Raw genomic sequence first — 25,697 nt, forward strand, 5'->3', positions numbered from 1 at the left:
CGCAGAAAGATTTTAATGACTATGAAAGCACTACATAATCCTAAAACTAAAAATTTGAAAAAATATAAAACCCTAAAAGAGGAATGTTACGAAGCTAACCTTGAGCTTCCTAAACTAGGATTAGTCCTTTTTACTTTTGGAAATGTGAGTGCTGTAGACAGAAAAGAAGGTGTTTTTGCTATAAAACCCAGCGGTGTTCCTTATGAAAAATTGAAGGTAGAGGATATGGTGATTATGGATTATAATGCACAAATAGTTGAAGGGAAAATGAGGCCATCGTCAGACACAAAAACACATGCTTTACTCTATAAAACTTGGGGCGATATAGGAGGAATAACCCACACCCATAGCACCTATGCGGTGGCATGGGCTCAGGCAGGAAAAGACATTCCAATTTTTGGAACCACACATGCTGACCATACGCATCAAGATATCCCCTGTGCACCTGTACTTTCTGATGAAATGATTCAGGGTGATTATGAGTTTGAAACTGGAAATCAGATAATAAATATTTTCAAGGAAAAAAACTTGTCGCACTTAGAAATGGAAATGGTCTTACTTCAAAACCACGGACCTTTTACCTGGGGGAAAAATGCTGCAAAGTCTGTTTATAACGCGGCGGTCTTAGAAGAAATAGCCAGAATGGCTCAATTGACGGTGTCCATTAATCCAAACACCCCAAGATTAAAAGAGACACTGAGGCAAAAGCACTATCAACGTAAGCACGGGAAAGATGCTTATTATGGGCAGGGTTGTTAATTAATGTTTTTGACTTTCTTAGCCACAAAAATGCTTAGCAGAATCATGGTAATGGCAAAATAACCCACCCAGTCGTAATGGTCTAAATAGCCATCTTCTCTTTGTACAAGTATCAGTCCGCCTATGCTACTGGCTATGGCCTGAGCCATAAGCTGAACACTCGAGTTTATGGCCATAAAGCCGCCCCTTTGTTTTGGACTTACCACGCCAGAAACCATGGCTTGAGTTGGTATTAGTCTGCCATTTGAAAATATAAAGAACAGCCCAGAGATAGCTAGAACTATATAAAGCGGCACTGGTATTAAGTTGGTAATTAAGAATATAGGAATGCAAGAAAGTATCGCAAAGGTTACAAAAATTGGAAACTTACCTTTTCGGTCTGCCAATTTCCCTACCAAAGGAGCTGAGAAAATAGTGAGCAAACCACCTACCAAGTAAATCAAGAATATCTGGTCTTCTTTATAACCAATATTTGAAACCAAAGAAGGAGCTATGTAAGGAATGATACTGAAATGCCCCAACATAATGATGGTAGATAAAGCTAAGGCCCTAAGCTGATTTGGTGTTTTAAGAATATTGGTGAGCACTTCTAATTTTTTCTGTTTGGCACCCTTTTCTTCTAAGTGGGCAGTAACATTTGGTACAAAAAGCCAAATTAAAACCATGACTATAATTCCCAAACCGCCAACTGTAAAAAATGGAGCGTGCCAGCCGAATTTAGTGGCTAGATAGAGCCCTCCAGGAACCCCAATAACCGAAGCCAAAGAAAATGCCATCATGATAATTCCCATGGCTGAGGCTCTTCGCTCATAAGGGAAAGCATCCGCCACTATAGATAAAACCTGCGAACCTATCATGCCACCAAACAGCCCTGTAATGGTTCTGGCAGAAATTAGAATGGTAAAAGTAGGAGAAATAGCACAAGCAAATGTTCCTACCACAAAGCCAATATATGCGAAAAGTAGCACCTTTTTTCGGTCAAATCTATCTGCAAAAAACGCTAAAGTAAAACCCGAAATAGCCGCTGCTACTCCGTAAGTAGCTACTAAAAAACCAAACTGCTGCGTATTGATGTCAAAAATGTCAATCAACTGAGGGCCAAGCGGCATCAGTATCATAAAATCCATTATATGGGTAAAGTTGACACAGGCTAAAATTATGAGAAGAAGTCTTTCTTTCGAGCTCATTAAAAAAGGTTATAAGCTATAAGTACAACAAAACAAGGCCTTTGGTTTCTTTTTTATTGAATAAATACAATTTTAAGAATTATTTATTCCGCCGTAAGAAGTTCCATAAAACGTTCAAAATCTTCCTTGAATTGTGCATAGTACTCACCTGTTCCTGGTCCAGAAAAGCCAGTGTGTATTTTTCTTACATGATGTTTTTTGTCAAGATACACCGTAGTTGGGTAACTCATGATATGGTTAAGCATCGGAAGCGATTTGTTGGCCTCTTCTTTATCAATTGTTCCTGCCAAGAGTACTTCATATTCCATCCGGAAACGCTTTTTCATTTTGTCTATTTTCGGGTAGGCTATGTCGGGTTTAGTACTTTTTTCAAATGCCAAACCAATTATTTCCACGTCTTTTTCTGGATTTTCTTTCAGCCATTTAACATAGAATTTACTTTCATCCATGCAGTTCGGGCACCAGCTTCCCAGTATTTGCACCAGCACCACCTTGTCTTTATATTTTTCGTCTGAAAGAGAAATGGTTTCGCCTTTTGTGTTTTTGAAAGAAAAGTCAAATTTGTCATAGCCTTCTTTGATAAATGTCAGGCTGTCTGGGTCGGGAAGTTTAGCATTATCGTCTTTTACACCTTCCCAGGTTTCTTTATAAAGTAGGCTAGATGAAAATCGCCCGCCTTCTAGTTTGTTTTCGTTGATTTTGGCTTTGAATAAAAAGATATGAGTTCCGTCAAAACAAGATAGTTTGAGGCTGTCGCCATCCACATTTCCATCCAGAAAGCGATAATCACCTGTGCTGGTCAAAAAAGTGCCTTTAACCTTATTTCCTTTTTGAGAAAATATGCCAACCGACGGATAAATTTTTCCTTCAGGTTCTGTAAACGAAACTTGCCATTTTCCAGAAACATCATGTTCGGCTGTTTCTGAATCAGGTACAAATCTATAGGGATCGCCTAGTCGAGCAGAAAAGGCTCCTATTCTCCTGCTGTTGTCGTCTAACCTTTTGGTATAAGAACCATTCATGGTTTTCCCTGAAACATGAGCTACTATTTCGGCATCAAAAACCTCCATCGTAATATGAAGCGAATCATTCTTGAAATAGGCATTATCTAAAGCCAATCTTTCATTACCATTAATAGCGTAAACCTTTATAGTGTCATTCTTAGTTTCCAATTCCAGATTGAAAGGAATGGCACCAATAACCGTAGGAACCTCAGCTCGCCAAACACCATCTATATTTGGTTTATTTTCACTTTGGCATTGCCATAAAATAATGGCTAAGGGTAGAAAAAGGATTATTCTCATTTAGGTGGTATGATATCTTTTTTGGTATTGTCTTAAAGAGTGGAGCCAAAATCGCTTCTCAAAGGACAATTAACTACTTTTGTAAATCAAAAACTAAGCTTTAAAGTTCAATGTCAAATACTGATTATCACGTTCCGGTGATGCTAAATGAATGCCTAGAGGGCCTTAATATAAAACCAGATGGTATTTATGTTGACATTACTTTTGGTGGTGGCGGACACTCAAGAGCCATTGTCGATAAGTTAGAAACGGGTAAGTTGTATAGTTTTGACCAAGACGAAGACGCCAAGAAAAACGCAGAAGACTTTGATAAAAGTAAGTTTACATTTATCCAAGCCAACTTTCGTCATATTGCCAAATTTCTAAGGGTTCATGGTGTCAAAAAAGTAGATGGTATTTTGGCGGATTTAGGGGTGTCTTCTTATCAAATAGATACTCCAGAAAGAGGGTTTTCTACCCGTTTTGATGGAGACTTAGACATGAGGATGAACAGGCGAGCAGGCCCTACAGCCAAAGACGTTATCAACAACTATGAAGTAAGAGAACTGCATAAAATTCTAGGAATGTATGGCGAAATTAAAAACGCCAAAACTGCTGCTCAGGCTATTGACATGGCTAGATCTGGAAAGTCTATAGATACCATTGAGGAGTTTAAGCAGGTATTAGATGGCGTAGCTCCCAAGTTTAAGGAGTTCAAGTATTACGCTCAGGTTTTTCAGGCCTTAAGAATAGAGGTTAATGAAGAAATGAAGGCCTTAGAAGAGTTCTTGTTTCAAGTTCCCGATTTACTGAATCCGGAAGGCAGATTAGTGGTGATGTCATACCACTCTTTGGAGGATAGAATGGTGAAGAATTATATTAAAAGTGGTTTCCTAGATGGGCACCTTGAAAAGGACTTTTTTGGCAATGTTTTAAAGCCATTAGATAGCATTACACGTAAACCCGTAATGGCCTCAAGCGAAGAACTTCAAATAAATCCTAGATCACGAAGTGCAAAATTGCGTATAGCTGAAAAACCAGAGGAATAGGCAACTAAACACCTATTCTCTTTTTGATTTTTAAAACGGTGGATTTTATCTTAAAAATGCTTTTGGTTTTTTGAGAAAGGAATACTTAACTTTGATTAAGTGCTTTAAAATAAAAATTCCTAATAATCATGTCTACCAATGTCCCAAAAGGCCAGCGGAAGGTGCCATTTATGACCAGATTGGCATCACAATTCAATCTTATTGATTGGGTTACCGAGAAGCTTCATATCACTGAAGAGCTGCCTACTTCCATGTTAAAAAAGGTTGGTTTTGCTTTTGTTCTTGTGCTAGGCTACATCTATTTTCAGCATAATTTTGAGTCTTTAATTAGGGGTCTGGATAAGGCTGAAGGAATAATTAAGGAAAAAAGGGCGGAGTATATCTCGCATAAATCATCATATATGTATGAAAGCAAACACTCCCAGGTTTCAAAGGCCCTGGAGAACAGAGGACTGCTTAAAAACATACAGCCACCCGTTAAGATAGTTGCGGAATAATTAACCTACAGAAAATGAGCAGTATAAAAGGTCAGATACAAAGTAGGTCGCTATGGACGTTTGGGTTCATGGGTTTAATTGCCATAATTATTGTTTATGGTATCTTAAGCGTTCAGAATAATGAGAAATATGATAATTCTCAGGTGGAAAGAAACCTTATTTACGAAAAGGAGATTCCCGCTATGCGTGGCAATATTTATGGCTCAGACGGAACGAGTCTCCTTGCCACATCTGTACCTTATTACTATGTGGGTTTGGACGTGAAGCAAGCCAGAGAATCCATGTTTAATGAAAACGTGGACGAACTGTGCAAAAAACTTTCAAACCATTTCAAGGATAAATCGTGGCGAGAGTATAAATCCCTTATAGTTCAAAAGCGTAAATCCAAGAATAGCCGATATCTAAGACTATCAAAAAGAAGAATCTCGCATCAGGAGAAAATGGATATTTCTCAGTTTCCTCTTTTTAAGGAAGGTCCCTATAAAGGAGGTGGCGTTTTTGAGAAAATTTCTACCCGATCTTTACCATTTAACGACATGGCCAAAAGAACCATTGGTAGCCTAGATAGAAGTACTAAAACCAAAGGTCTTTTTGGAATTGAGTTTAGCTATAATAATTATTTGGCGGGTAAAAACGGAAAGTCACTTTTTAAGAGATTGGCAGGAGGGGTGAATCAGCCATTGGATTCCGAAATAAACGAGGAGGCCATTCCAGGCCAAGATGTCATTACCACCATAGATGTAAATTTTCAAGACATCGTGGAGAGTGCGTTAAGGCAGAAAGTAGTACATACCAATGCCAATTATGGCACAGCTATAGTAATGGAAATAGCTACTGGGGAGATAAAAGCACTGGCTAACTTAAGCAGGAGAACTAGAAATGGGGAAACCAATTACATAGAGGACATGAATTATGCAGTATTGGCCTCTACAGACCCAGGATCCACTTTTAAGCTAGCATCTATGATGGCTATTTTAGAAAAAGGGGGCTTAAAACTATCGGATTGGGCAGCCAACTGTACTGGTACAATCATACACAGAGGAAAGCGGTTTACCTGTGACCATCAACATGGTGACATTACGGTAGGAGAGGTTTTTGAGATGTCTTGTAATATTGGTGTTTATAAACTGATTGAAAGAGTTTTTGGTGCAAACGGCATTGACAATTATCTAACTTATATATCGAAGTACAGGCTAGATCAACCCATAGGCTTCCAGCTTAAAGGTGAGAAAGCACCATATTTCAAAAATGCAAAGGACAAGACATATAGTAAGTTTACACTTCCTTGGATGAGCATAGGATATGAAAGTCAGATTTCACCGATTCAGATGTTGGCTTTTTATAATGCTGTGGCCAATGATGGATATTGGGTGGAGCCTTTTATTGTGAGAGAAATAAGAGAGGGAAATACACAAATAGAGCGATATGAAAATGTCAAACTATCCAAACGTATAGCCTCTGGAGATGTGATAGAAATGGCTCAAAAAATGATGAGGGGCGTCGTGGAGTCTGGTACAGCCAAGGGCATAAGCCAGGGGTTTTGCAAAGTAGCTGGTAAAACAGGAACGGCACAGAAACTAAATGCCCAAGGGTATAATAAAGGCAGGTATTTTACTTCTTTTATTGGGTTTTTCCCAGCAGATAATCCAAAGTATGCAGCTGCCGTGGTGATAGATGAGCCAAGAGGAGATCAGGTTTATGCTTCGCAAGTATGTGCTCCGGTATTTAGAGATATTGCAGATAAGATTTTCGCTTATGATGTCCAAATACACCCTGCGTCTGTCAATTCTAAACAGCTAAAACTCATAGCCAAACAGCAGAAAACGGGTATGGCGGACGACTTTCAAGAAATAGCGGATGAGCTTTCCATAAAGATTGAACCGAGTCGAGCAGACGGTTTGGTAAAGTTGGCTGTGTCACAAAATGATTCTTTATACTGGCGAGCTATAAAAGATACAAATGGAGTGCCTGACGTTTCTGGCATGACCCTAAAAGATGCTTTACCATTATTAGAAAATAAAGGTTTTGTGGTTAAACATAGTGGTTTTGGGAAAGTTGCGGATTACTCGCTGATAAGCAATAGTGTGGTGAGTTTGATTTTGAATTGATAAATGACGGATAAAGAGCTCTTAGCGGTATTTGAAAGAAGTAAAGAACCCTTTTTTACAAAAAGGAGGTTTAAACATGCCGATGTTCTGAAGCTACTAGAGAAAACTGATTTTGAAAAAGAAGTGGTGGGGCAGTCTTTTGAAGGCAGAGATATCTTCAAGGTTAAGATTGGTAGAGGAAATATCAATATTTTACTGTGGTCTCAAATGCATGGTAATGAGGCTACGGCGACAATGGCTCTTTTCGATATTTTCAGGTTTTTTGAGCAAACCTCTAACCAGTTTACGGAAGATATTTTAAGTCGGTTAACATTGCACTTTGTGCCTATGTTAAATCCAGATGGAGGGGAGCGATTTATTAGAAGAACGGCTCAGCAGATAGATATGAACAGAGACGCTTTGGCTTTAGTATGTCCAGAAAGCAGGCTTTTGAAAGAACTTCAAATGGACTTAAAGCCTGCTTTTTCTTTCAATTTACACGACCAAAACGTCAGATATTCTGCTGGAGCTACGCAAAACCAAGCGGCTATTTCTTTCTTGGCAACGGCCTATAATGAAGAAACCGACTGGAACGAAAACAGAACCAAGGCCATGCAGCTAATCTGTGAAATGAATGAAATGCTGCAGGATATAATACCGCATAAAGTAGGTCGGTTTTCTGACGAGTTTGAGCCAAGAGCCTTTGGCGATAACATCCAGAAATGGGGAAGCAGCCTTATTTTAATCGAATCTGGAGGTTATGGAAATGACCATGAGAAGATGTATCTGCGAAAGTTAAATTTTGTGATTATTCTCAAAGCGTTATTTGCAATTACGAAAGAGTCCTATAAAGTAAGAAAGCTAGAGGAGTATAATGCTATCCCTACTAACGCAAAATATCTATTTGACCTCCTGATAAGGAACGTGAATGTAGAGGGCGTTCAAATGGATATTGGTATCAATAAAGATGAGGTCAATACTAATAATGCGACAGACTTTGAATTTCAGAGTGTGGTGGAAGATATGGGCGACCTTTCTACCTTTTGGGGCATTGAAGAATTGGATGGGAGTGGGCTTTCTGTGGAGCCATTAGATGCTTTTTCAGAAATATTAACATTTGATAAACTGAATAAAGAGGATTTAGGGCGTTTAGAGTTTGATAAAAAAGCTAATTTCGCATTAACGCAGGAAGGGAAACTGTGTTATATCATCTTAAACGGAGCCTTATCAGCCGTACCAAATAATATTGGCGAATAAATTTAGAATCCTGTTTGTTCTTTTATTCTTTGCTTTAAATAGCCAAGGGCAGAAGCTTTGGTCTGTATATGGTAAAGTTTTAAATAGCCAGACTAAAAGACCTTTGTCTTCACTGACCATTACCAATCAACGGACCGAGCACGTGGTAGTAACCAATGACTCAGGAGACTTTTTTATCCGAGCCGCAGAAGGAGATTCTTTGATAATTAAAGGCATAGGTTTTGGAGAAACGGCCTTTTATTGGGATAAGTCTGTGGGTAATCCTACCATAGGCTTAGATCAAAAAGCCATAGCTTTAGATGAGGTGGTGGTGAGAGACAAACGCTCAGAAACCATAGAAAGAGAAATTAAAGCCTTTTTAGAAAACCCAAGAAATGCTCAAAGCATGAAACGAGATATTGTGGGCAACCTGGTGAGAACTTCGGCTGCAGGCGGTCTTGGAGGCGGGGCAGGGCTTTCCATTGATGCCCTCTATGACTTATGGAGTAAAGAAGGCAAAGCGAACAGAAGAGCCGCTGAGTTAGAATACCAAGATTTGAGGAGATTCTATATAGAGTTAAGATATAACAAAGGAAAAGTAGGGGCGATTACCAACTTAAAAGATCCAGACCTAGAACAGTTTATGGGATATTGTAAGCTCGGTGATGAGTTCATTTTAAATGCCAGTGATTATGATTTAACCTATCAAATCATGCTTTGTCTCAGAGAATTTAACAATACAGCAAGTTTCCCAGTGCTCAAGTCTACAAAAAATTAAAAGGCAGATTTTCTTTGAAACCCCTCAGAGGTAAAATATCAGCAGCCGATAGAATTATTTTTCGTATAAATGTCTTATAGGGTAAACCATGTGTACGTAAAGCCTCCGAATAGCAGTGGCGGTTGCTGTGGTGTAAATGTGCTGTAGTGAGAACTTTTGTAGATTTTAATTTTCGAATAGGATGTCCTTTAAGGACAATACATTTAAGAATAATTTAGTATGCCAGCCAAATCCCCTCCAAAAAGCTAGCGATTTCTTTTCTTACAGCACTGACGGGTTTGGTAAAGTTATTATTCATAAGGGCAAAGGTTAGTGTTCTGCCTTTTTTAGTTTTCATAAAACCTGCCAAGTTATAAACCCCACTCATAGAACCCGATTTGGCCCAAATGTAAGTGACATCATTTTGACCTATTTTAGGGAGAATGTAAAATGCTTGGGTTAGGCCTATTTCGCTTTTAATTTTTTGAAGGAGGTATACCAAGTCATTTGGGGTAAACATATTATACCTTGAAAGCCCAGAGCCATCTACCCATCTTGGTTTTTGCGGTAAATCGGACAGCTTATTTTCAAGCATATAATTGATAGCCTTTGTGACAGAAAGGGAGTCTGAAATTTGACCACTTGCCATAAGCATGAGCTGTTCCGCTAGCATGTTATCACTATGCTCTAGCATGGGTATTATGAGGCTGTCTCTTGGTTCAGAAAAAAGTGTGGCGTATGCATAGTTGTTTACTTGCTTTCGGTCGTATGCCACGGGTGCTTTTAATGTATCAGAAAGTAAGGCTGCTATAGTAGCACCATCGGTTTTGAAGGGTACTTTTACAGCATTTAAGGGTGCATGTTCGGCTATGCTAAAGATATTTTCACTTTCTTCTCTAACTAGTTTTGTTTTTTGATTAGCTACTTTTTTAGAGAATGTCTCAAAGTATTTTGGCTGTGTATTGGACTTATTAAAAGTGACGAGGTTTCCATAAATAGGAAGTGACGAAATCTCGGCTTGATAGTCCTCTAAGTAATCATCCCACATCCAACCTTGTCCGTAGTATTTACCCTGAAAGTTAGCGTCAGAGAAAATGAGTTTCTTATTGGCTTTACTCCTTAAGAAAGCTAGCGTATTGTTTTCGGGAAAATCAGCTCGTAAAAAAGTGGGGTCACCAGTGCCCCAAAAAATGAGGGAGTCTGCGGTTTCATAATACTTTAAAGCTGGAATATTTTTTCCCAATAAACTAATGCTGCTATACCAAGTAAATAGTTTAGTGGTACTGGCAGGGCTAAAATATCGATTCGCGTTTTGTTGGAAAAGGGTGTCACCCGTTGCGGTGTCAATAAAAAGATAGCCCAAATGATGTTTGTCGTCATTTGGGCGTGTTATCCTCTTAGATATTTTTTGAACCTGACATGCCCCTAAAAAGGCTATTAAGAAAAGCGAAATAAGGGTGTTTTTCATAGATGGCAGAAACTGTCGCTCAATTTAGCAATTCGGATCGTCAATGTCGCATGATTCCGCTTTGGCCACTTCCATTTTTTCACTTACGTCTTTAATGGTATCAATAAAAACCTGTGGAGGTTGAGCACCGCTAAAGGCGTATTTATTATTGAAAATAAAGAATGGAACACCCGTAACACCCATTTGTTGGTAATTTCTAATCTCTTGTGTTACCCAGTAAGCTATCTCTTGGTCATTGATGACAGAAAGTGTGTACTCTGCTGTCCAGTCAAATTCCTTCATGATATTTACCAAAGTGGCGTCTTGCGTCAAATCTAAGACCTCTTCAAAGTTTGCCTTGAAAAGTCTTTCTTTTAAGCGGTCCGCAAAACCCTCTTTGCTAGCGACATGAAGCAGCTGGTGCATTTTCATGGTGTTTGGGATGGTCTTAGCTGACTTGAAGTCAAAGTTAATACCAACACCATCTCCGGCACTTATTAAATTTTCTGCCAACATTTCGTAGCGTTCAACACTACCAAACTTATTGGCCATATATTCTTCCTTATTAGCTCCTTCTTGTGGAATGTTTGGGTCTAATTGGAATGGATGCCAATTAATATTAAGCTCGTATTCGTCTAATGAAGTGATGGCTTCTTCTAGTCGTTTTTTTCCTACATAACACCACGGACAAGCGATGTCCGAAACTATGTCTATGTTGATTTTCTTTTTCATGTCTTCATAACATTTCAGGTAATTATTAGTTCCCAGCCTATGAGTATGGGGTTTGCTGCATTCAATTTACGATATTGCTCTTCGATTATTAATCATTAGAAAATGGATAAAAACAACTACGATGTTGTAATTATAGGTAGTGGGCATAACGGTTTGGTGGCCGCTTGCTATTTGGCAAAGGCGGGCAGAAAAGTGTTGATTTTGGAGAAGAATAATTACATCGGAGGAGCCACCACTTCGCAAAAAACCTTTCCTGAATTTGATGCTTATTTGTCTAGGTACTCCTATTTAATAAGCCTTTTCCCAAGACAGATAATGGAAGATTTGGGACTTGAGCTAGCATTATTGACAAGAAAAACCGCTTCGTATACACCCTATGAAGAGAATCATGGTTTGTTGCTGAGCAATGAAAATATTATTATTTCAAAGGCATCTGTTTTAGCTTTAGGTTATGGTGACGAAGAATGGGAGGGCTATCAAAAGTTACTTCAATTACAAGGAGAATTTGCAGATTTAGTATGGGATTCACTTTTGGAACCTTTAAGGTCAAAGAGTGACTGGAAATTTACTTTTGAAGCAAAAGGGAAGTTAACGTTATGGGAAACCTTTGTTGAAAGACCCATTGGGGAGTTAATAGAAAATTATGTCAAATCTGATGTACTTCGAGGCGTATTATTGACCGACGGGAAAATAGGAGCGTATACACATGCTTTTGACGAGACCTTAGTGCAAAATAAAACGTTCATCTATCACATCATTGGAAACAAAACTGGTGAGTGGCGTGTGCCAAAAGGTGGAATGGGTAGTTTGGTAAATCAGTTACATCAAAAGGCCGTCGATTTAGGAGTTGAGTTTAAAATAAATGCGGAAGTAGACAGCATAGAAAACCAGTCGGTATTAGTAAATGGGGAAAGAATAGATGCCAGCTACATATTGCTTAATGCAGCCCCACAATTATTGGAAAAACTAGTGCCTGATGAGCTGAAAAGTAAGTATAGCTTTTCAGAAGACCAGTACAAAGGCTTAGACGGAACGGCATTTAAGATAAACATCCTATTGGAACGATTGCCAAAGCTTAAAGACAAAAGCGTGACGGTTGAAGATGCTTTTGCTGGAACATTTCACATCAATCAAACCTATAAACAGCAAGCCATTTCTTACGAAGAAGCGATGGATAATAAAATCGCGAGTGAGTTTCCATGCGAGATGTATTGTCACACTTTGACGGATACTTCCATTATGTCAGAAGAATTGAGAGATAAAGGCTTTCATACCATAACCGTATTTGGATTAGATATGCCCTATCATCTTTTCTTGGAGGATAATGAAGGAGTAAAAGAGTTAGTTTGGAATAAATTCTTGAAGGGAATTAATAGCTACTTGGGCGAGCCTTTCGAAGACTGTATCTCAAAGGATGCAAAGGGAAACTTATGTTATGAATGTAAAAGTGCACTGGACTTAGAAAACGATTTGGGTTTGCCAAAGGGCAATATTTTTCACAATGATCTAAGCTGGTTTTTTGCGGAAAAAGAAAGTGAAGAAGGAGCTTGGGGAGTGGAAACGGTATTCCCAAATATCTTTATTTGTGGGTCAGGAGCCAAAAGAGGAGGTGCTGTTAGCGGGATTCCAGGAAGAAACGCTGCTATGAAGGTTTTAGAAGGAAAAAACCTCTCCGAACAATAAGCCAGAGAGGTTTTCTTCAGTGTTATAAGAAGTGAGTTTATTTCAACTCAGAACATGCTTTCTTAATTCTTTCAATAGCTTCTAAAAGAGACTCGTCCGAAGCGGCTGTTGAAATCCTGATACAGTTTGGTGCACCAAAACTATCACCACCAACCGTAGCTACATAAGCCTTTTGTAATAAATACATACAGAACTCGTCACTGGTATTGATAGTTGTTTCTCCATCAGACTTACCAAAGAATTCGCTGATGTCTGGGAATGCGTAAAATGCACCATCTGGAACATTTACTTTAAAGCCAGGTATTGCTTTCAAACCATCTACTACTAACTTTCTACGTATTAAATAAGCCCTTTTCATGGTCTCTGCAGCTGTCATGTCGTCCCATGCTACCACGGATGCTCTTTGAGCAATATGGTTTGTGCCGGAAGTAACCTGACCTTGAAGCTTTGTGATACCTTTAGTAATCCACTCGGCTGCACCAATATATCCAATTCTCCAGCCTGTCATAGCAAAGCCTTTAGCCATACCGTTTACTGTAATAACACGGTCTTTTATGGCAGGAATAGAACCAATGCTGAAATGACCTTCTTCCATGAAGTTGATGTACTCATAGATTTCGTCCGCTAGAACAAAGACGTTTTCGTGTTTCTCGACCACTTTAGCAATAGCCGTAAGTTCGGCTTTGCTAAATACAGCACCTGTAGGGTTTGCAGGAGAAGAAAACATGATAAGCTTCGTCTTGTCTGTAATAGCTGCTTCTAGCTGCTCTGCAGTAACTTTAAAGTCGTTTTCAAATGAGCCGCTAACGATAACAGGAACACCTTCAGCTAATTTTACCATTTCCGAGTAACTTACCCAGTATGGAGCAAAAATAATAACCTCTTCTCCTGGGTTAACCATGACTTGGAGGGCGTTTGCCAAAGAGTGCTTAGCACCAGTAGAGACAACAATATTTGCTGGAGCCCAGTCAATATTATTATCACGTTTAAATTTGTCTGCAATAGCCTTTCTAAGCTCAGGAATTCCAGGAACCGGAGTATAGGAATGGAAACCCGCGTCAATGGCTTTTTTTGCCTCTTCACAGATATGATTAGGCGTCTTGAAGTCAGGCTCGCCTATTGAAAGATTAATTACATCATGTCCCTCGTCACGCAGTTCACGAGATTTTTGAGACATGGCTAGCGTAGCTGATGATTCCAGATTTAGGATGCGGTCAGATACTTGATGTGCTGCAGACATTTTATTAAGTTTTATTTACCGTAAAAATCGGGTGCAAAAGTAGGTTCTTATATTGCTTTTTGAAACGGAATTTTAAAGTATTTTAAATAAATATGAAGAAAAAGCTAGTTTCAAACATATTATTTCAATATAACATAATTCTGAGACGTTCTGGTGCCAATCTCCTGAAAATTAGAAGTGTCTTCTGGAGGACTGAATGATGTCTTTTGACCGTTTCTTTTAGGGACGTTTAGGCTCCATAAATTTCATCAAAACCTTATCGTTTAATTTCAATAGAATATGTATATGCGGCTTTAATAAGTGCAAAAATAGTAAGCCTCCATAGAAACGTTTCTATAGAGGCTTTATTTAGTGCCTAATTGTGTGGAATTAATATTAAATATCTGATTGAGTGTTATAAACCTATTGTAAAGGTTTCTTATAAGGACTTTTTATTCAAAAAAAATGTACGAATGGCACAAAACTATATATGAATTATAAGCCAGAATTAGGAAGGTAGAAGGGTTTCATGGAAATGGCAATGCCTATAAGCTGATTACGACCTTTTAGGTTTAGCTTATTCATGATGTTTGCTCTATGATTATTCACAGTAGCGGGGCTTATTAAAAATTGCTTCGCTATTTGTGGCGTAGTGTTAGACTCAGCCAAAGCTTGCATTATTTGTAACTCTCGAGGGGTTAGTGTTTTAAGGATTGAAAGGTCTACATCCGAAGACTTTATTTCTTCTTTTTGATCTTTGTCAATTTCTTTTTTAACACTTTGGGAAATATAGTATCTCCCGGATCTAATTTCTTGTAATGCAAAAAAAAGCTCACTCATGCCGTCGAAAGCATGAATGTGCCCTGAAATGTCAAGTCTTTGATGAACGAGTCTTGCGTCTTTAGCACTTTGAGAAAGGAATATGAAGGAGCCTTTGAAAGCTTCTTTTTTTAATTCTATAGCAACTTCTATTCCAGATATGTCTGGCAATGAGTTGCTTAAAATAACCACTTCTGGTTCATGCTTTAGAATTTTTTCTATTGCATCTATTCCAGAAGTGGCGTATTTTACAACATCATACTCCCGCTGTTCCAGTGACTCGCGAAGGACTTCACAAATTAAGGTACTTCTATGAACTAGTAGAACTTTGGGTAGTGTATGCATAATAATATTTTCAGCGAAAATATTCTTCTTACTTACTTGGTACAGGAATTGTAGACCAAGATTTAATAGAATTCTTTGAAGAACTGTTGAATTTCGCTACTGTTGTTTTTGTGATTTGAAGATTGATTTTTCTCATGATTAAAATTGATTATTTGATTGATTAAAATTTACTATACAAATGTCGCGTGCTACTAGTAAAATTAGAAACAACTAGTGTACATAACACGATTAACTATACCAAAGACTTTTTTAAGCATAAAACCAATATGAAGGAGACCTATTTAGTAGCTTTTATTGACCACCTAACGAAGAATAAAGCAGAAATATTACTGCATGTTTTAGGGTGGAGTATCTATTATTTGATAGACTTTATTTTTGTTATAGGTTTTACTCAGGAGCTTACTTATAGTGTAGTGGTGGTATATTTTAGCACTATTTTTATTTATACCTCTTGTTTCTATTTTATTGTAGAGGTATATAAAAGGCTACTTCCCGATCAAATATTGAAAGGTATCTTTTTTAGTGTTCTGTCTGTGTTCTTCTTTTCTTGGATGAATTTACTTTGGGATGTTTTTATAATCGAATACGGCAGATCGGTTGAGCGGTTTTCAGAAAACCCATGGTACTTGTATCTCTTCGAAACTTGGCGTTTTTCTACATCTGCTTTATATGCTTTCGCCTATTGGATATATTTACAAAGAATAAAGGACCAGAAACTTAGAAGAGAAGCGGAGAAGCAACTTCATAGTGCCGAAATAGCTTTCTTGAGGGCTCAAATTAACCCACATTTTCTATTTAATACACTTAACTTTGTCTACGGAGACGTGGCAGAAAAAAGTGAAGAAGCGGGAAAAGCGATATTATCATTAACAAAACTACTGCGGTATTCTGTGGAAAGTACTAAGAATGAGAACAGTAGTTTACGGAAAGAAGTAGAGGCTGTAACGGAGTATCTGGTTCTTCAAAACTTACGTTTTGGGGGTATGGTTTATGTTGATTTTAAAAAGTCTGGATTATTTATGCTTTTTGTTATTCCTCCATTGGTCTTATTAAGTCTGGTAGAGAATGCTTTTAAGTACGGAATTATTGATGATCCTGACACGCCAATAAAAATAGATCTCGATGTAGACAAAAATGGTCTGAAATTTGTATGTAACAATGTGAAGAGACTTGATTTTAAGGATCGGGAGACCACTTCGGTAGGGATAATAAATATACAAAGGAGATTAGAGTTGACTTATGGAGATGATTACGAACTACTAGTGAATGAAACGGAGACCAATTACGAAGTAGTTTTGAATATTCTTTGGAAGAAATAAAGTTGACATAGGAATTTATAAATTATCTAGTTAGACTTGTAAACTAATTGACAACAAGCTTTCTATATACTAATAACAGGAAAATGATAACAAGTGTAATAGTAGATGACGAATCTGCGGCGATAAAAATTTTAGAAAATTATATTAAGAGGCTTTCCTTTATTGAAAACATCGCTTCTTTCCAAAATCCAGTAGAAGCATTGTCTTTTGTCAATGAGAATAATGTGGATATGGTTTTCCTTGACATAAACATGCCTCACTTGACGGGCTTTAGTTTTATGGACATGCTAAAGAAAGACACAAAGATTGTTTTGACTACAGCATATTCGGAGTACGCCATAGATGGATATAAGTATGATGTGGTGGATTATTTAACTAAACCAATTCCTTTTGATGATTTCCTGAGAGCGGTACAGCGTGTTCAGAATAGATTTTTGGCCTCCAGTTCTGTAAGTCAAAAGACAGAGTCTTTAAATGATTACATCATGGTAAAGACGGAGCACAAAGGGAAATACGTCAAAGTAAAGTTTGAGAATATTCTATATATAGAGTCTTTGAAAAATTATGTGGCCATTTACACCTTACAAAAAGAACAGATAATTACCCTTCTTACCATGAAGGAGCTTGCAGAAAAGCTGCCAAAAGAGCATTTCATAAGAACTCATAAATCTTTCATCGTTTCTCTTAATCATTTAAAGTATGTAGATGGTGGAGAAATAGTGCTTCAAACGGATAATGACAAAATCCCTTTGGGTATTACGTATAGAGATACATTTTTTGAGATGTTAGAGAGCAAGATGCTACAATAATCAATCAATTACTTTTTTTTAAGCGTGCTATTTGCGATTGATATTCTCGGAATAAAAAATCGTAAATCAGGAACTCGTGCAAACGAGGCTGAATAGTTATGGTTCTGTTAACGGACATATGTGTCAGTCCAAAGACGAATTCTTCATCTGTGATTGGGTCTATTTTAAAACTTGAAAGTCCATTTTTTCTAACTTCCAAGATATGCTCTGTTAGGACAGATTTTTTTGAAAGGTAAGCATTAATCTCTTCTCTATTTTCACGGTACAGTTTATCAATCTGCCTTTTCTTTGATGGGTTTATACCATATTCTATAAAAAAGCCTTCTCTAAAAGAGGTAATGAGATTAAGTTTCTCTTTTAACGAAAAATTGAAAATTTCCAATAAGTCGTCTACGGCTCTTAAGGCATAAAGCCATCTTGTGTTTTCTTTTATTTCGGGCTCAATATTTTTTATAAACATTAAGTAAGCCATGCTGTCTCGGAAGAAGAGGTCTTCTGCCACTTTTATGCCGAGTGTAGAGTACCTTTCTATTTCAGCTATATAATGGTCATTCTCTAATTTCCAAACGTGTCCAAGTTGCTGTAAAGCATTAATAGCGTCTTGGAGTAGTTTTATAAATGAAATATGGTCTTCCGTTAAATGAAACCTAAGTCTTAAATGGAAGTCAGGATCCCGATACCTAATAAAAAACCATTTATCAATTAATCCTTCATCGAGCCCTTTTTCTATTAAAGCGGAAAGGTGTGGTTCAAAAATGTCATCAACAGAGCTTGGAGGACAATAGAGTTTAATATATAACCACTTCTTACCTTCGGGATGCTTTATTTCCGGGAAAAATACGAAAGCGTTTTCTGTAGAAAAGTTACGGTCGTTTGGTGTTTTGAAGTTGGGTCTTCGCTTAATAATACTAGCCACAAATTGGTTTACTTTTGGTAGGTTTTCGGCAGACTTTACCGGAATACTCTCATCAAAAAGAAATTCTTTAAGGATAATGTCCTTTTTGTTTTTAACTGTGTCTAAGAACAGCTTCATAAGAAAGGAACTGTTGGTGTTAATGTATAAGTCGTTATCCCCTTCTGAAATCACAAATAAATCTGGCAGTTTAATGGCTTGTTTCCAACCGAAGAAATCAACTTCAGATATAACCTTGGAAAGTGTTTTTAAATCATGAGAATCAAGTTTCCATGTTGCTAAACTTAAAATAACGCCATTATAGGAAACACGAGGGAAAAAAGAGTGCTCTTTGATAGTCTCTGGCCATTGGAACTTTAAGCTTCTGTCTTTGGCTTGGTACTGGAAGTCGAAAAGAAACTTATAAACGGGCAGTGAATTTTGGTCTACGTTATGTGTATTACTAAGTCTAGGTATAATATATTGACCCGTTTTGGTATGCTTAAGGTATAGGGTATTGTTCTCTAGACATATGTGTATGTCTCTCAGGCTAACTTTAGAAGCATTTGAGTTTTTAGAAAGAAAGTTCATTTCATAATCCAGAGCCTGCTTTCTGCTCAAGACATTACCGAGTTTAGGATTTGGAACATGGAGTATTTCCGTGAATATAATATTCGGGTTTGCTGTGATTTCTTCGTGGGCAATTTTATCTATACAATCACCAATTTCTTTGAAGGCATTTCCAAAACGACAAATTAAATTTATAGCACTGCTACCACCTACTGCTTCTAAAACTACTTGGTCATGAGCCACCAATTTGAAAATTACAGGGCTGGTAGTAGATAAATTGAGGTCTTTGTTGATTTCTGGGAGTGCTTCATTTTCAAGTTTTATTTCATAATGCCCATTCTCTTGTGCTTTGTCCAAGATTTGTTCTAAATAAAATTCAATTGGCGACAGCGTCACTTCTTTCTCAGCCGAATCCAAATCAATTTCTGTGATGAGGGGAGCAAAGCTGGTGTCAAACCTGTCTCCATATCCTATGCCCTTTTCTGTGTCTAAGGCTATTAATAATGGCACTTCATGTTTGCCAAACCTTCTATCAAATCTTATTTTAAAGGTCTCTAAATCCGTATTTTGAGACTCGGATTTTAAGGTATTTAAGACATAAATGGCGTTTAAAAGCTGTGGCTGAAGTTTTGTGTCTACAGCGTGCCCTTCTACTAAGTTGAAAAAACTTTCGACATGGAATGCCCTTTGTCCTCCGGCATTAAATAGCTGCTCTATGGCCGTATAACGGGCTATTTTATTAATTTGATTTAAATCAAGTTCTTTGAGGCGTGTTTTGACAGTATTAATTTTTTTTGCCCACTCTTCAGGAAATGAATTTTGATGCAGCAGATCTAAAAGTTCAGCTATTTTATCGGAGCTACACAAATCCGGTTCCAGTTCACTGACTAGAATTTGAGTGTCTACCAAGTCACTGGCGAAGGCAAGTGCCTCTTCTTGGGTAACTTCTTCACCTACAAATAATGTAGCAATTTCATTCAAGGTGGCACCATTTTCTGCCAATGAAAGTGCGGCTAAGATATATTCATTTTTGGTGATTGCTGATATCTGAAAATCAAGATGCTCTTCCACCCATATTTTTTCTGTATACCTTATTTGATCATGAAGAATGTAATAGCTTGAGTTTGGATAAAATTTGGCATTAATCTTAGCTTGAGGTTCGCTTTTGATGGCGTCATAAATTTGTGTTAGCACCGAAAAGTCAAGTTCAGTCTTTCTCAGAAAGCCTTCTTGTTGTTTTATGTGGGTTTTAGGGCCCCATTTAGTCACGGAGTTTCCGGCAAATAATCCAAATGGTGTTGGTCTTGAAAAACTCCGAAGAATGTACTTGGTGACACTGATAATTACTTTTTCTTCATCTTTTTCTGACAGGGAGCCTTTATTTAATTCTAGAATAGCTTCAAAAAGCGATGGAGAGGAAAGATATATGCTTTCTAACAGGAGGTCATCTTGAAGCAGATTCCTTACCTCTTTTTCCGTGATTATTGGCTTAAACGAGTGAATGGGAGTCCGGAGGACTAAATCTGGAAGAAAGTTATATTTGGGCATTTTGATAACGGATGAACCTGTGGGGATTAAAGTTAGGATTTAAGGGTTAAGATTTAATCATTTTGTCTCATTCTCCACATTTTTATTCAAATCCTTTAAATTTGCAGGCACATTATTTTAAAATATGGGAAGAGCATTTGAATTTAGGAAGGCGAGAAAGATGAAGCGATGGAGTTCCATGGCTAAAACCTTCACGAGAATTGGTAAGGATATAGTAATGGCGGTAAAGGAAGGTGGGCCAGACCCCACTTCTAATAGCAGGCTTAGGGCTGTTATACAAAACTCCAAGGCTGCAAATATGCCGAAAACCAATGTAGAGAACGCAATAAAGCGAGCATCTTCAAAAGATCAGGAAGACTATAAAGAGGTGGTGCTTGAGGGTTACGGCTTACATGGGGTTGCTGTTTTGGTGGAGTGCACCACGGATAATAATAAACGTACCGTAGCAAATGTTCGAAGTTACTTTTCTAAAACAGGGGGTAGTTTGGGAACAAATGGCATGCTTGATTTTATTTTTGATAGAAAATGCGTTTTTAAAATTGAAAATAAAGAAGGCTTAAATTTAGAAGAATTAGAGTTAGAGCTTATTGATTTTAGCGTTGACGACGTTTTCTTGGATGATGAAACAGCTGAAGTTAACATCTACGGAGAGTTTGCCTCCTATGGCGACATTCAGAAATATTTAGAGGAGAATGATTTTGAGGTAGTGAGTTCAGGTTTTGAGAGAATTCCTACAGACACAAAAGTCCTGTCTGAAGAACAAGGCATGGAAATTGATAAATTATTAGAGAAATTAGATGAAGATGACGATGTTCAAAATGTTTATCATAACATGGTTCTAGAGTAAAAACTCCAGTCCTATAATCTTGATAAGGGCGTTCTTCCATTTTGAGAACGCTTTTTTTTTTGTTAAGACCTAAAGATTGCAGAGCAAGAAACATGCATATATGGCGAATAGTTAATTTCATATAAAGAAAGCGTCAGTTTGACTTAATTCCTTGATTGATGGATGATTTTAGAGGCTTAAGTTCTTATGATATAGATATTTAATGTCTAAATTGCTTCATTATATGTTATTACATACTACTGTATCTTTGTTATAAGGCTTGTGATATGTTTAATCTTTCTGTTTTTTTTGTAACCCATACCAACTAAAATTGCGATTCTTTTTACTTGCTCTGTTGCAAATACCTTTAATGGCAATCTGCCAAACGGTGGAGCACGATCCTGCGGATTATTTTCTGAAAGTTTTTAGAACTTCCAGCCAGATAACTATTGATGGTGAGGCAAATGAAATGGTATGGCAAAGTGCAGAGGCTGTGGGAAATTTCTGGGAGCTTTTTCCTAAATCAGGCATACAGAGTAAAACTAAAACTTCTGTCAGAGCGGCTTATGACGATGACTTCATTTATTTTTTAATAGAAGCATATGATAGTTCGGGCACTTTCGTGGCACCATCGCTAAAGAGGGATGTCAGCTTAGCTGCAAATGACGGTGTAGGGGTAATCCTGGATCCCATAAATAAAAAATCGAACGGATTTGGCTTTACTTGTACCCCTTATAATGTACAGTCGGAGTATCAGTATGGTACAGATGATGCTTCTTTTACCTATGCATGGGATAATAAGTGGTTTTCTGAAGCCAAAATTTATGATGACAAATATGTCATAGAGATGGCAATACCTTTTAAAACCTTAAGATATAAAGCAGAGAATACCACATGGGGTGTAAACTTTTTTAGGAGCGATAGAAAGAAAAATCAATTTTCTTCTTGGACCAATATACCGCGACAGTTTTCGGCATTAGACCTTGCTTTTTTAGGAACCCTACAGTTTGAAGATAATCTAGGAAAACAAAAAAATAATATCTCCTTAAATCCATATTTAATGGGTGGTGTTTATAATGATTCCCAAACCAATACCACGACTACTTGGAAGGGCTTTATTCCCTTTAAAGAAAATGCTGGGAATGCAAATTATTATGGGAATGTTGGTTTTGATGCAAAGGTTGGGGTTGGTGAGGCACTTAATCTAGATCTAACGGTCAACTCAGACTTTTCTCAAGTGGAGGTTGATCAGCAAGTGACCAATCTAACCCGTTATTCAATCCTCTACCCAGAAAGACGATCTTTCTTCTTAGAAAATAGTGACATTTTTTCTGGTTTTGGAAACTCAGATATCAAGCCATTCTTTTCCAGAAGAATAGGACTCGATAAAAATGCGAACCCCATTCCTACACTTTATGGAATGAGGTTAAGCGGGAATTTGATGGCAAAAACGAGAATAGGGCTAATGAATCTTCAAACTTTAAAAAGTGGAGATTATGCGGCTCAGAATTATACAGCCACGGCATTGCATCAAAGGATAGGAAAGAGGTCATTGGTGAAAGGCTACTTTCTGAATAGAGAAGCCTTGGGGCTAGAAAATGAAGAAAATGTAGCGTCAATGGATAAATTTGGCAGAAATGCAGGTTTGGAGTTAAATCTAATTGACCATAAGGGCGTTAACAGAGCATGGGCGGGCTATCATCTTTCCATGAAAGAGGGCATTGAAGAAAATAGAGATTTTTATCAATTTGGTTTTGGTCATTTTGGTAAGCTATACACGGGCTTTGTGGATTTCGGAAATTTAAAAAAGGATTACTATTCCGATATGGGCTTTGTGAATAGAATAGAGACTTTTGCAAAAATTGGAGATAGTTATTTAGATGCTGATACTACGGTTAGAGCAGGATTCAAGTTTATTAATAATGAAAATCATCTTACTTTCCGTCCTAAACATAAAAGATTGGTAGAGCTCTCTTTTGGGCAAACCAACCATGTCAATTACTTTGAAGATGGAGAGCTGAGCGATAGGTATCATACGCTTTCTTCAGGCCTTTATTTCAAAAACGCCTCAAGTGTAAATCTAGAGTATAAAATGCATGAAGATAACATAAGGTTTTATTTCCCTCTGCCTTCGAACATGCCACTTGCTCCAGGAAATTATAACTACAGTAATTTTTCGTTAAACTATAAAGGAGACGCCCGAAAGAACTTTGTTTTAAACGGGGGGCTGCTGTTCGGGAAATATTATAATGCAGAAATAAGGCAGTATAACATGAGCATGCTTTTGAGAAAGCAGCCGTATTTTAGTATGACTTTAAGTGCTCAGTATAATGATCTTCTTTTTCCGGAAGATTACGGTAGAACACATTTGTGGCTTGTTGGTCCTAAAGTGGAGGCCACCATAACCAATAAGCTTTTTTGGACCACCTTTTTGCAGTTTAACACTCAGGAGGATAATTTCAATATCAACAGTCGAATTCAGTACAGATTTAGCCCTATGTCTGACATATATTTGGTTTACACTGATAACTACCACAGTGATTCTTTCACGAATAAAAATAGAGCCATAGTCTTGAAATTTAATTATTGGTTCAGTTTATAAAAAAGGAGAGCCATAAGACTCTCCCTTTATTTTAAAGACTAATTTTGTTTGTTCATGCGTTTTCTTGGAGCATGTTTTCTTCTACCATCTTGCTTTCCTTCCGTTTTTAATTCTAAGTATTTGATATACTGGTCTTTTGTTAAAACTTCTTTGAGCTGAGCATTATAAGCCTCTTTTCCGGCCTTCATGGCTTCTTGTTTTATTTTCATCTCTTCTTGTTTGGCTTTATGCATGGCCTCTGTTTCCGTTGCTTTTTCGGTGTTGAGGGCTAATACTTTAGTATACTGTTCGTCAGATAAAACCAACTCACTTTTCATTTTTTGTGTCATTTTCTCAGCACGTTCTTTTGGAGAGGGTTTTTCTTTTTCCATTTTTTGGGCAAAGGAAGCTCCACTAGCAGTAAAAAACAATGCCGCTAAAATCATTAACTTTTTCATAATATGTTTGTTTAAATTAATTACAGACCTTTAGACGTAGAGCTTTATCAAAGGTTTAATATCTTTGGCAAAAGTTTATCAAAACAGAAATCTAATGAGAACAAAGTACGCAGCAGGAAACTGGAAAATGAATTTAACTTTTGAAGAAGGTCAAATCCTTTTTTCTGAAGTAACTAATATGGTTAAGGATGAAGTTGTAAATCCGAACGTAAAAGTAGTAATGGGAGTACCTGCTCCTTATTTAAGTTCATTTAGCAAACTTATCAATACGGACAAAGTGAGCATTGCAGCTCAAAACTGTCATCCTGAAGCATCAGGAGCATTCACTGGCGAAATGTCTGTAGGAATGTTGGCATCAGCAGGTGTAGATCATATTATCATAGGTCACTCAGAAAGAAGAGAATACTTCAATGAGTCTGACGAATTTATCGCAGCTAAAGTAAATGCAATTTTAGCAGGTGGTTTAACACCAATCTTCTGCTGTGGAGAGACTTTAGAACAGCGTGAGGCTGGTATTCATTTTGACTTTGTAAAAGGTCAATTGACAAACGGCTTGTTCCAACTTTCGGCTGAAGAGCTTCAGAAAGTGGTTATAGCTTATGAGCCAATCTGGGCAATTGGTACAGGTGTGACGGCATCAAGCGACCAAGCTCAAGAAATGCATAAAGCATTAAGGGACCATTTGGCATCAAAATATGGTGCTGATGTGGCGGCAAATATTTCTATCCTTTATGGTGGAAGTGTGAAGCCTGGTAATGCAGGAGAGCTTTTCTCTCAGCCAGATATTGACGGTGGTTTAGTAGGTGGAGCTTCTCTAGACTCTAGAGGATTTACGGATATTGCTAAGGCGTTTCCAGCTTAAGACTCTCTGAAAAAATATATGAAACTCCCTTTCTTAAAAGATTGGGAGTTTTTTTATGACTCAATATTGTATTCGGGAGATAAGGCATTAATTACCTTACCGTTTCTAAAAGTGAATTTTAGTGCTATTTGTTGTGAACAATTTTGAGGTATTTCTTTAAGAAGAAAATCGAAGATTAGGTATGGAGGTTCAGAGTCGCTAGAGGTTCCATATAATAGGTTATGCGTTAACAAAGGAAGGTTTTCTAAATTTGTGCCCGTCAAATTACTTCCTTCAACAAATGGGCTTTTTAGTCTGCCAATTATAAGGTCAGTTATTATCGATCCTGCTGGATAGTTTTTGTTAAAGTTATAGACTGTTGAGGCTTCTATGTTTGTGACATGCCAGTCAGGAGCCATTTCTGAGAAGCATTCGCAGAGTTGCATGGCTCCACCTGTTTGAATTTTTAGTGCTTCATAGAGTATTCTGATTTGCTTAGACAAGCTGTCTTCCAAATGAATAGTAAACAAAATTTCGTTTAACGCAGGTTCTGTCCTATAGTCCCAACTGCTGAGTTTAGAAGAGAGAGAAAGCAAAATTAGCATCAATTAACTTTGATGGTCCGCAAAAGCAGAAGCACGACTGCAGCGTAAAAGCAATTGGTATTAAAATCGGGATTTTCCATTTCATATATGAATGTCAAAATTTACTAAAGTAAAGACAAGTATAAAATCGAAATGTTCTTTAAAGGGT

General features: G+C 37.5%; 21 protein-coding genes. 12 read left to right on the forward strand and 9 right to left on the reverse strand.

The window, feature by feature from the left end:
- The first annotated feature begins 21 nt into the window (after positions 1 to 21).
- Positions 22 to 759 (forward strand): L-ribulose-5-phosphate 4-epimerase, encoded by a 738-nt coding sequence (locus ACSBFT_RS19180; RefSeq protein ID WP_463046480.1) that lies wholly within the window; start codon positions 22 to 24, stop codon positions 757 to 759.
- Here the strand turns inward: ACSBFT_RS19180 and ACSBFT_RS19185 are convergent.
- Entirely contained in the window at positions 756 to 1,946 is a 1,191-nt protein-coding gene (locus ACSBFT_RS19185) for an MFS transporter (RefSeq protein WP_463046481.1), read from the reverse strand. The two genes, ACSBFT_RS19180 and ACSBFT_RS19185, sit on opposite strands and share 4 nt — an antisense overlap.
- 83 nt (positions 1,947 to 2,029) lie before the next feature.
- Entirely contained in the window at positions 2,030 to 3,250 is a 1,221-nt protein-coding gene (locus tag ACSBFT_RS19190) for a peroxiredoxin family protein (protein ID WP_489602058.1), read from the reverse strand.
- A 110-nt stretch (positions 3,251 to 3,360) separates the two neighbouring features.
- Between ACSBFT_RS19190 and rsmH the strand changes: the two genes are divergently transcribed.
- The 5 genes from rsmH to ACSBFT_RS19215 all read left to right on the forward strand — a co-directional run bounded on the left by rsmH (position 3,361) and on the right by ACSBFT_RS19215 (position 8,876).
- Entirely contained in the window at positions 3,361 to 4,278 is a 918-nt protein-coding gene (gene rsmH, locus ACSBFT_RS19195) for a 16S rRNA (cytosine(1402)-N(4))-methyltransferase RsmH (RefSeq protein WP_489602059.1), read from the forward strand.
- 128 nt (positions 4,279 to 4,406) lie between these two features.
- Positions 4,407 to 4,775, forward strand: coding sequence for an FtsL-like putative cell division protein (locus ACSBFT_RS19200; RefSeq protein ID WP_463046484.1), 369 nt, complete (start codon positions 4,407 to 4,409; stop codon positions 4,773 to 4,775).
- Between the two features lie 14 nt (positions 4,776 to 4,789).
- Entirely contained in the window at positions 4,790 to 6,883 is a 2,094-nt protein-coding gene (locus ACSBFT_RS19205; RefSeq protein WP_463046485.1) for a penicillin-binding transpeptidase domain-containing protein, read from the forward strand.
- Between the two features lie 3 nt (positions 6,884 to 6,886).
- Positions 6,887 to 8,119 (forward strand): M14 family zinc carboxypeptidase, encoded by a 1,233-nt coding sequence (locus ACSBFT_RS19210; protein WP_489602060.1) that lies wholly within the window; start codon positions 6,887 to 6,889, stop codon positions 8,117 to 8,119.
- Positions 8,109 to 8,876 (forward strand): carboxypeptidase-like regulatory domain-containing protein, encoded by a 768-nt coding sequence (locus ACSBFT_RS19215; RefSeq protein WP_463046487.1) that lies wholly within the window; start codon positions 8,109 to 8,111, stop codon positions 8,874 to 8,876. Before ACSBFT_RS19210 ends, ACSBFT_RS19215 begins: the two co-directional genes overlap by 11 nt.
- Before the next feature lie 214 nt (positions 8,877 to 9,090).
- Here the strand turns inward: ACSBFT_RS19215 and ACSBFT_RS19220 are convergent, their stop codons facing one another.
- Both ACSBFT_RS19220 and ACSBFT_RS19225 read right to left on the reverse strand, forming a co-directional pair.
- A complete protein-coding gene (locus ACSBFT_RS19220; RefSeq protein WP_489602061.1) occupies positions 9,091 to 10,323 on the reverse strand; it encodes a D-alanyl-D-alanine carboxypeptidase in 1,233 nt (410 codons plus the stop codon).
- Between the two features lie 24 nt (positions 10,324 to 10,347).
- Positions 10,348 to 11,034: a DsbA family oxidoreductase gene (locus ACSBFT_RS19225; RefSeq protein WP_463046489.1), complete on the reverse strand. Its 687-nt coding sequence runs from the start codon at positions 11,032 to 11,034 to the stop codon at positions 10,348 to 10,350.
- 102 nt (positions 11,035 to 11,136) lie between these two features.
- Here ACSBFT_RS19225 and ACSBFT_RS19230 point away from each other — a divergent pair, with 102 nt between their 5' ends.
- The gene (locus tag ACSBFT_RS19230) at positions 11,137 to 12,717 is read left to right on the forward strand and encodes a phytoene desaturase family protein (RefSeq protein WP_489602062.1); all 1,581 of its coding nucleotides are present in this window, start codon (positions 11,137 to 11,139) and stop codon (positions 12,715 to 12,717) included.
- 37 nt (positions 12,718 to 12,754) lie between these two features.
- Here the strand turns inward: ACSBFT_RS19230 and ACSBFT_RS19235 are convergent, their stop codons facing one another.
- Positions 12,755 to 13,957, reverse strand: coding sequence for a pyridoxal phosphate-dependent aminotransferase (locus ACSBFT_RS19235; RefSeq protein ID WP_463046491.1), 1,203 nt, complete (start codon positions 13,955 to 13,957; stop codon positions 12,755 to 12,757).
- Between the two features lie 474 nt (positions 13,958 to 14,431).
- Positions 14,432 to 15,100 (reverse strand): LuxR C-terminal-related transcriptional regulator, encoded by a 669-nt coding sequence (locus ACSBFT_RS19240; protein ID WP_463046492.1) that lies wholly within the window; start codon positions 15,098 to 15,100, stop codon positions 14,432 to 14,434.
- Positions 15,101 to 15,285: 185 nt separating this feature from the next.
- Here ACSBFT_RS19240 and ACSBFT_RS19245 point away from each other — a divergent pair, with 185 nt between their 5' ends.
- Both ACSBFT_RS19245 and ACSBFT_RS19250 read left to right on the forward strand, forming a co-directional pair.
- Complete coding sequence (locus tag ACSBFT_RS19245; RefSeq protein ID WP_489602063.1) at positions 15,286 to 16,419, forward strand: sensor histidine kinase; 1,134 nt, start codon at positions 15,286 to 15,288, stop codon at positions 16,417 to 16,419.
- 83 nt (positions 16,420 to 16,502) lie between these two features.
- The gene (locus ACSBFT_RS19250; protein ID WP_489602064.1) at positions 16,503 to 17,228 is read left to right on the forward strand and encodes a LytR/AlgR family response regulator transcription factor; all 726 of its coding nucleotides are present in this window, start codon (positions 16,503 to 16,505) and stop codon (positions 17,226 to 17,228) included.
- Between the two features lie 4 nt (positions 17,229 to 17,232).
- On the opposite strand, the gene ACSBFT_RS19255 is transcribed toward ACSBFT_RS19250, so the two are convergent.
- A complete protein-coding gene (locus ACSBFT_RS19255) occupies positions 17,233 to 20,238 on the reverse strand; it encodes a lantibiotic dehydratase (RefSeq protein ID WP_489602065.1) in 3,006 nt (1,001 codons plus the stop codon).
- A 124-nt stretch (positions 20,239 to 20,362) separates the two neighbouring features.
- On the opposite strand from ACSBFT_RS19255, the gene ACSBFT_RS19260 reads away from it, so the two are divergent.
- Both ACSBFT_RS19260 and ACSBFT_RS19265 read left to right on the forward strand, forming a co-directional pair.
- Positions 20,363 to 21,085, forward strand: coding sequence for a YebC/PmpR family DNA-binding transcriptional regulator (locus ACSBFT_RS19260; RefSeq protein WP_463047088.1), 723 nt, complete (start codon positions 20,363 to 20,365; stop codon positions 21,083 to 21,085).
- Between the two features lie 349 nt (positions 21,086 to 21,434).
- Positions 21,435 to 23,666 carry a carbohydrate binding family 9 domain-containing protein gene (locus ACSBFT_RS19265; protein ID WP_489602066.1) on the forward strand — a complete coding sequence of 744 codons (2,232 nt, stop codon included), beginning with the start codon at positions 21,435 to 21,437 and terminating at the stop codon, positions 23,664 to 23,666.
- 38 nt (positions 23,667 to 23,704) lie between these two features.
- Here ACSBFT_RS19265 and ACSBFT_RS19270 read toward each other — a convergent pair whose 3' ends face one another.
- Positions 23,705 to 24,103: a DUF4890 domain-containing protein gene (locus ACSBFT_RS19270; RefSeq protein ID WP_463047090.1), complete on the reverse strand. Its 399-nt coding sequence runs from the start codon at positions 24,101 to 24,103 to the stop codon at positions 23,705 to 23,707.
- Positions 24,104 to 24,197: 94 nt separating this feature from the next.
- Between ACSBFT_RS19270 and tpiA the strand changes: the two genes are divergently transcribed.
- Positions 24,198 to 24,965 (forward strand): triose-phosphate isomerase, encoded by a 768-nt coding sequence (tpiA, locus tag ACSBFT_RS19275; protein ID WP_463047091.1) that lies wholly within the window; start codon positions 24,198 to 24,200, stop codon positions 24,963 to 24,965.
- Between the two features lie 53 nt (positions 24,966 to 25,018).
- Here tpiA and ACSBFT_RS19280 read toward each other — a convergent pair whose 3' ends face one another.
- Complete coding sequence (locus tag ACSBFT_RS19280; protein WP_489602067.1) at positions 25,019 to 25,549, reverse strand: hypothetical protein; 531 nt, start codon at positions 25,547 to 25,549, stop codon at positions 25,019 to 25,021.
- Positions 25,550 to 25,697 lie beyond the last annotated feature (148 nt).

The sequence above is a fragment of the Arcticibacterium sp. SM2516 genome (assembly GCF_057914865.1).

Excerpts from the sequence above, each read along its gene's own strand:
- ACSBFT_RS19180 (WP_463046480.1), top strand. The coding sequence starts at position 22 with ATGAAAGCACTACATAATCCTAAAACTAAAAATTTGAAAAAATATAAA.
- ACSBFT_RS19185 (WP_463046481.1), bottom strand. The coding sequence starts at position 1,946 with ATGAGCTCGAAAGAAAGACTTCTTCTCATAATTTTAGCCTGTGTCAAC.
- ACSBFT_RS19190 (WP_489602058.1), bottom strand. The coding sequence starts at position 3,250 with ATGAGAATAATCCTTTTTCTACCCTTAGCCATTATTTTATGGCAATGC.
- rsmH (WP_489602059.1), top strand. The coding sequence starts at position 3,361 with ATGTCAAATACTGATTATCACGTTCCGGTGATGCTAAATGAATGCCTA.
- ACSBFT_RS19200 (WP_463046484.1), top strand. The coding sequence starts at position 4,407 with ATGTCTACCAATGTCCCAAAAGGCCAGCGGAAGGTGCCATTTATGACC.
- ACSBFT_RS19205 (WP_463046485.1), top strand. The coding sequence starts at position 4,790 with ATGAGCAGTATAAAAGGTCAGATACAAAGTAGGTCGCTATGGACGTTT.
- ACSBFT_RS19210 (WP_489602060.1), top strand. The coding sequence starts at position 6,887 with ATGACGGATAAAGAGCTCTTAGCGGTATTTGAAAGAAGTAAAGAACCC.
- ACSBFT_RS19220 (WP_489602061.1), bottom strand. The coding sequence starts at position 10,323 with ATGAAAAACACCCTTATTTCGCTTTTCTTAATAGCCTTTTTAGGGGCA.
- ACSBFT_RS19225 (WP_463046489.1), bottom strand. The coding sequence starts at position 11,034 with ATGAAAAAGAAAATCAACATAGACATAGTTTCGGACATCGCTTGTCCG.
- ACSBFT_RS19230 (WP_489602062.1), top strand. The coding sequence starts at position 11,137 with ATGGATAAAAACAACTACGATGTTGTAATTATAGGTAGTGGGCATAAC.
- ACSBFT_RS19235 (WP_463046491.1), bottom strand. The coding sequence starts at position 13,957 with ATGTCTGCAGCACATCAAGTATCTGACCGCATCCTAAATCTGGAATCA.
- ACSBFT_RS19240 (WP_463046492.1), bottom strand. The coding sequence starts at position 15,100 with ATGCATACACTACCCAAAGTTCTACTAGTTCATAGAAGTACCTTAATT.
- ACSBFT_RS19250 (WP_489602064.1), top strand. The coding sequence starts at position 16,503 with ATGATAACAAGTGTAATAGTAGATGACGAATCTGCGGCGATAAAAATT.
- ACSBFT_RS19255 (WP_489602065.1), bottom strand. The coding sequence starts at position 20,238 with ATGCCCAAATATAACTTTCTTCCAGATTTAGTCCTCCGGACTCCCATT.
- ACSBFT_RS19260 (WP_463047088.1), top strand. The coding sequence starts at position 20,363 with ATGGGAAGAGCATTTGAATTTAGGAAGGCGAGAAAGATGAAGCGATGG.
- ACSBFT_RS19265 (WP_489602066.1), top strand. The coding sequence starts at position 21,435 with ATGGCAATCTGCCAAACGGTGGAGCACGATCCTGCGGATTATTTTCTG.
- ACSBFT_RS19270 (WP_463047090.1), bottom strand. The coding sequence starts at position 24,103 with ATGAAAAAGTTAATGATTTTAGCGGCATTGTTTTTTACTGCTAGTGGA.
- tpiA (WP_463047091.1), top strand. The coding sequence starts at position 24,198 with ATGAGAACAAAGTACGCAGCAGGAAACTGGAAAATGAATTTAACTTTT.
- ACSBFT_RS19280 (WP_489602067.1), bottom strand. The coding sequence starts at position 25,549 with ATGCTAATTTTGCTTTCTCTCTCTTCTAAACTCAGCAGTTGGGACTAT.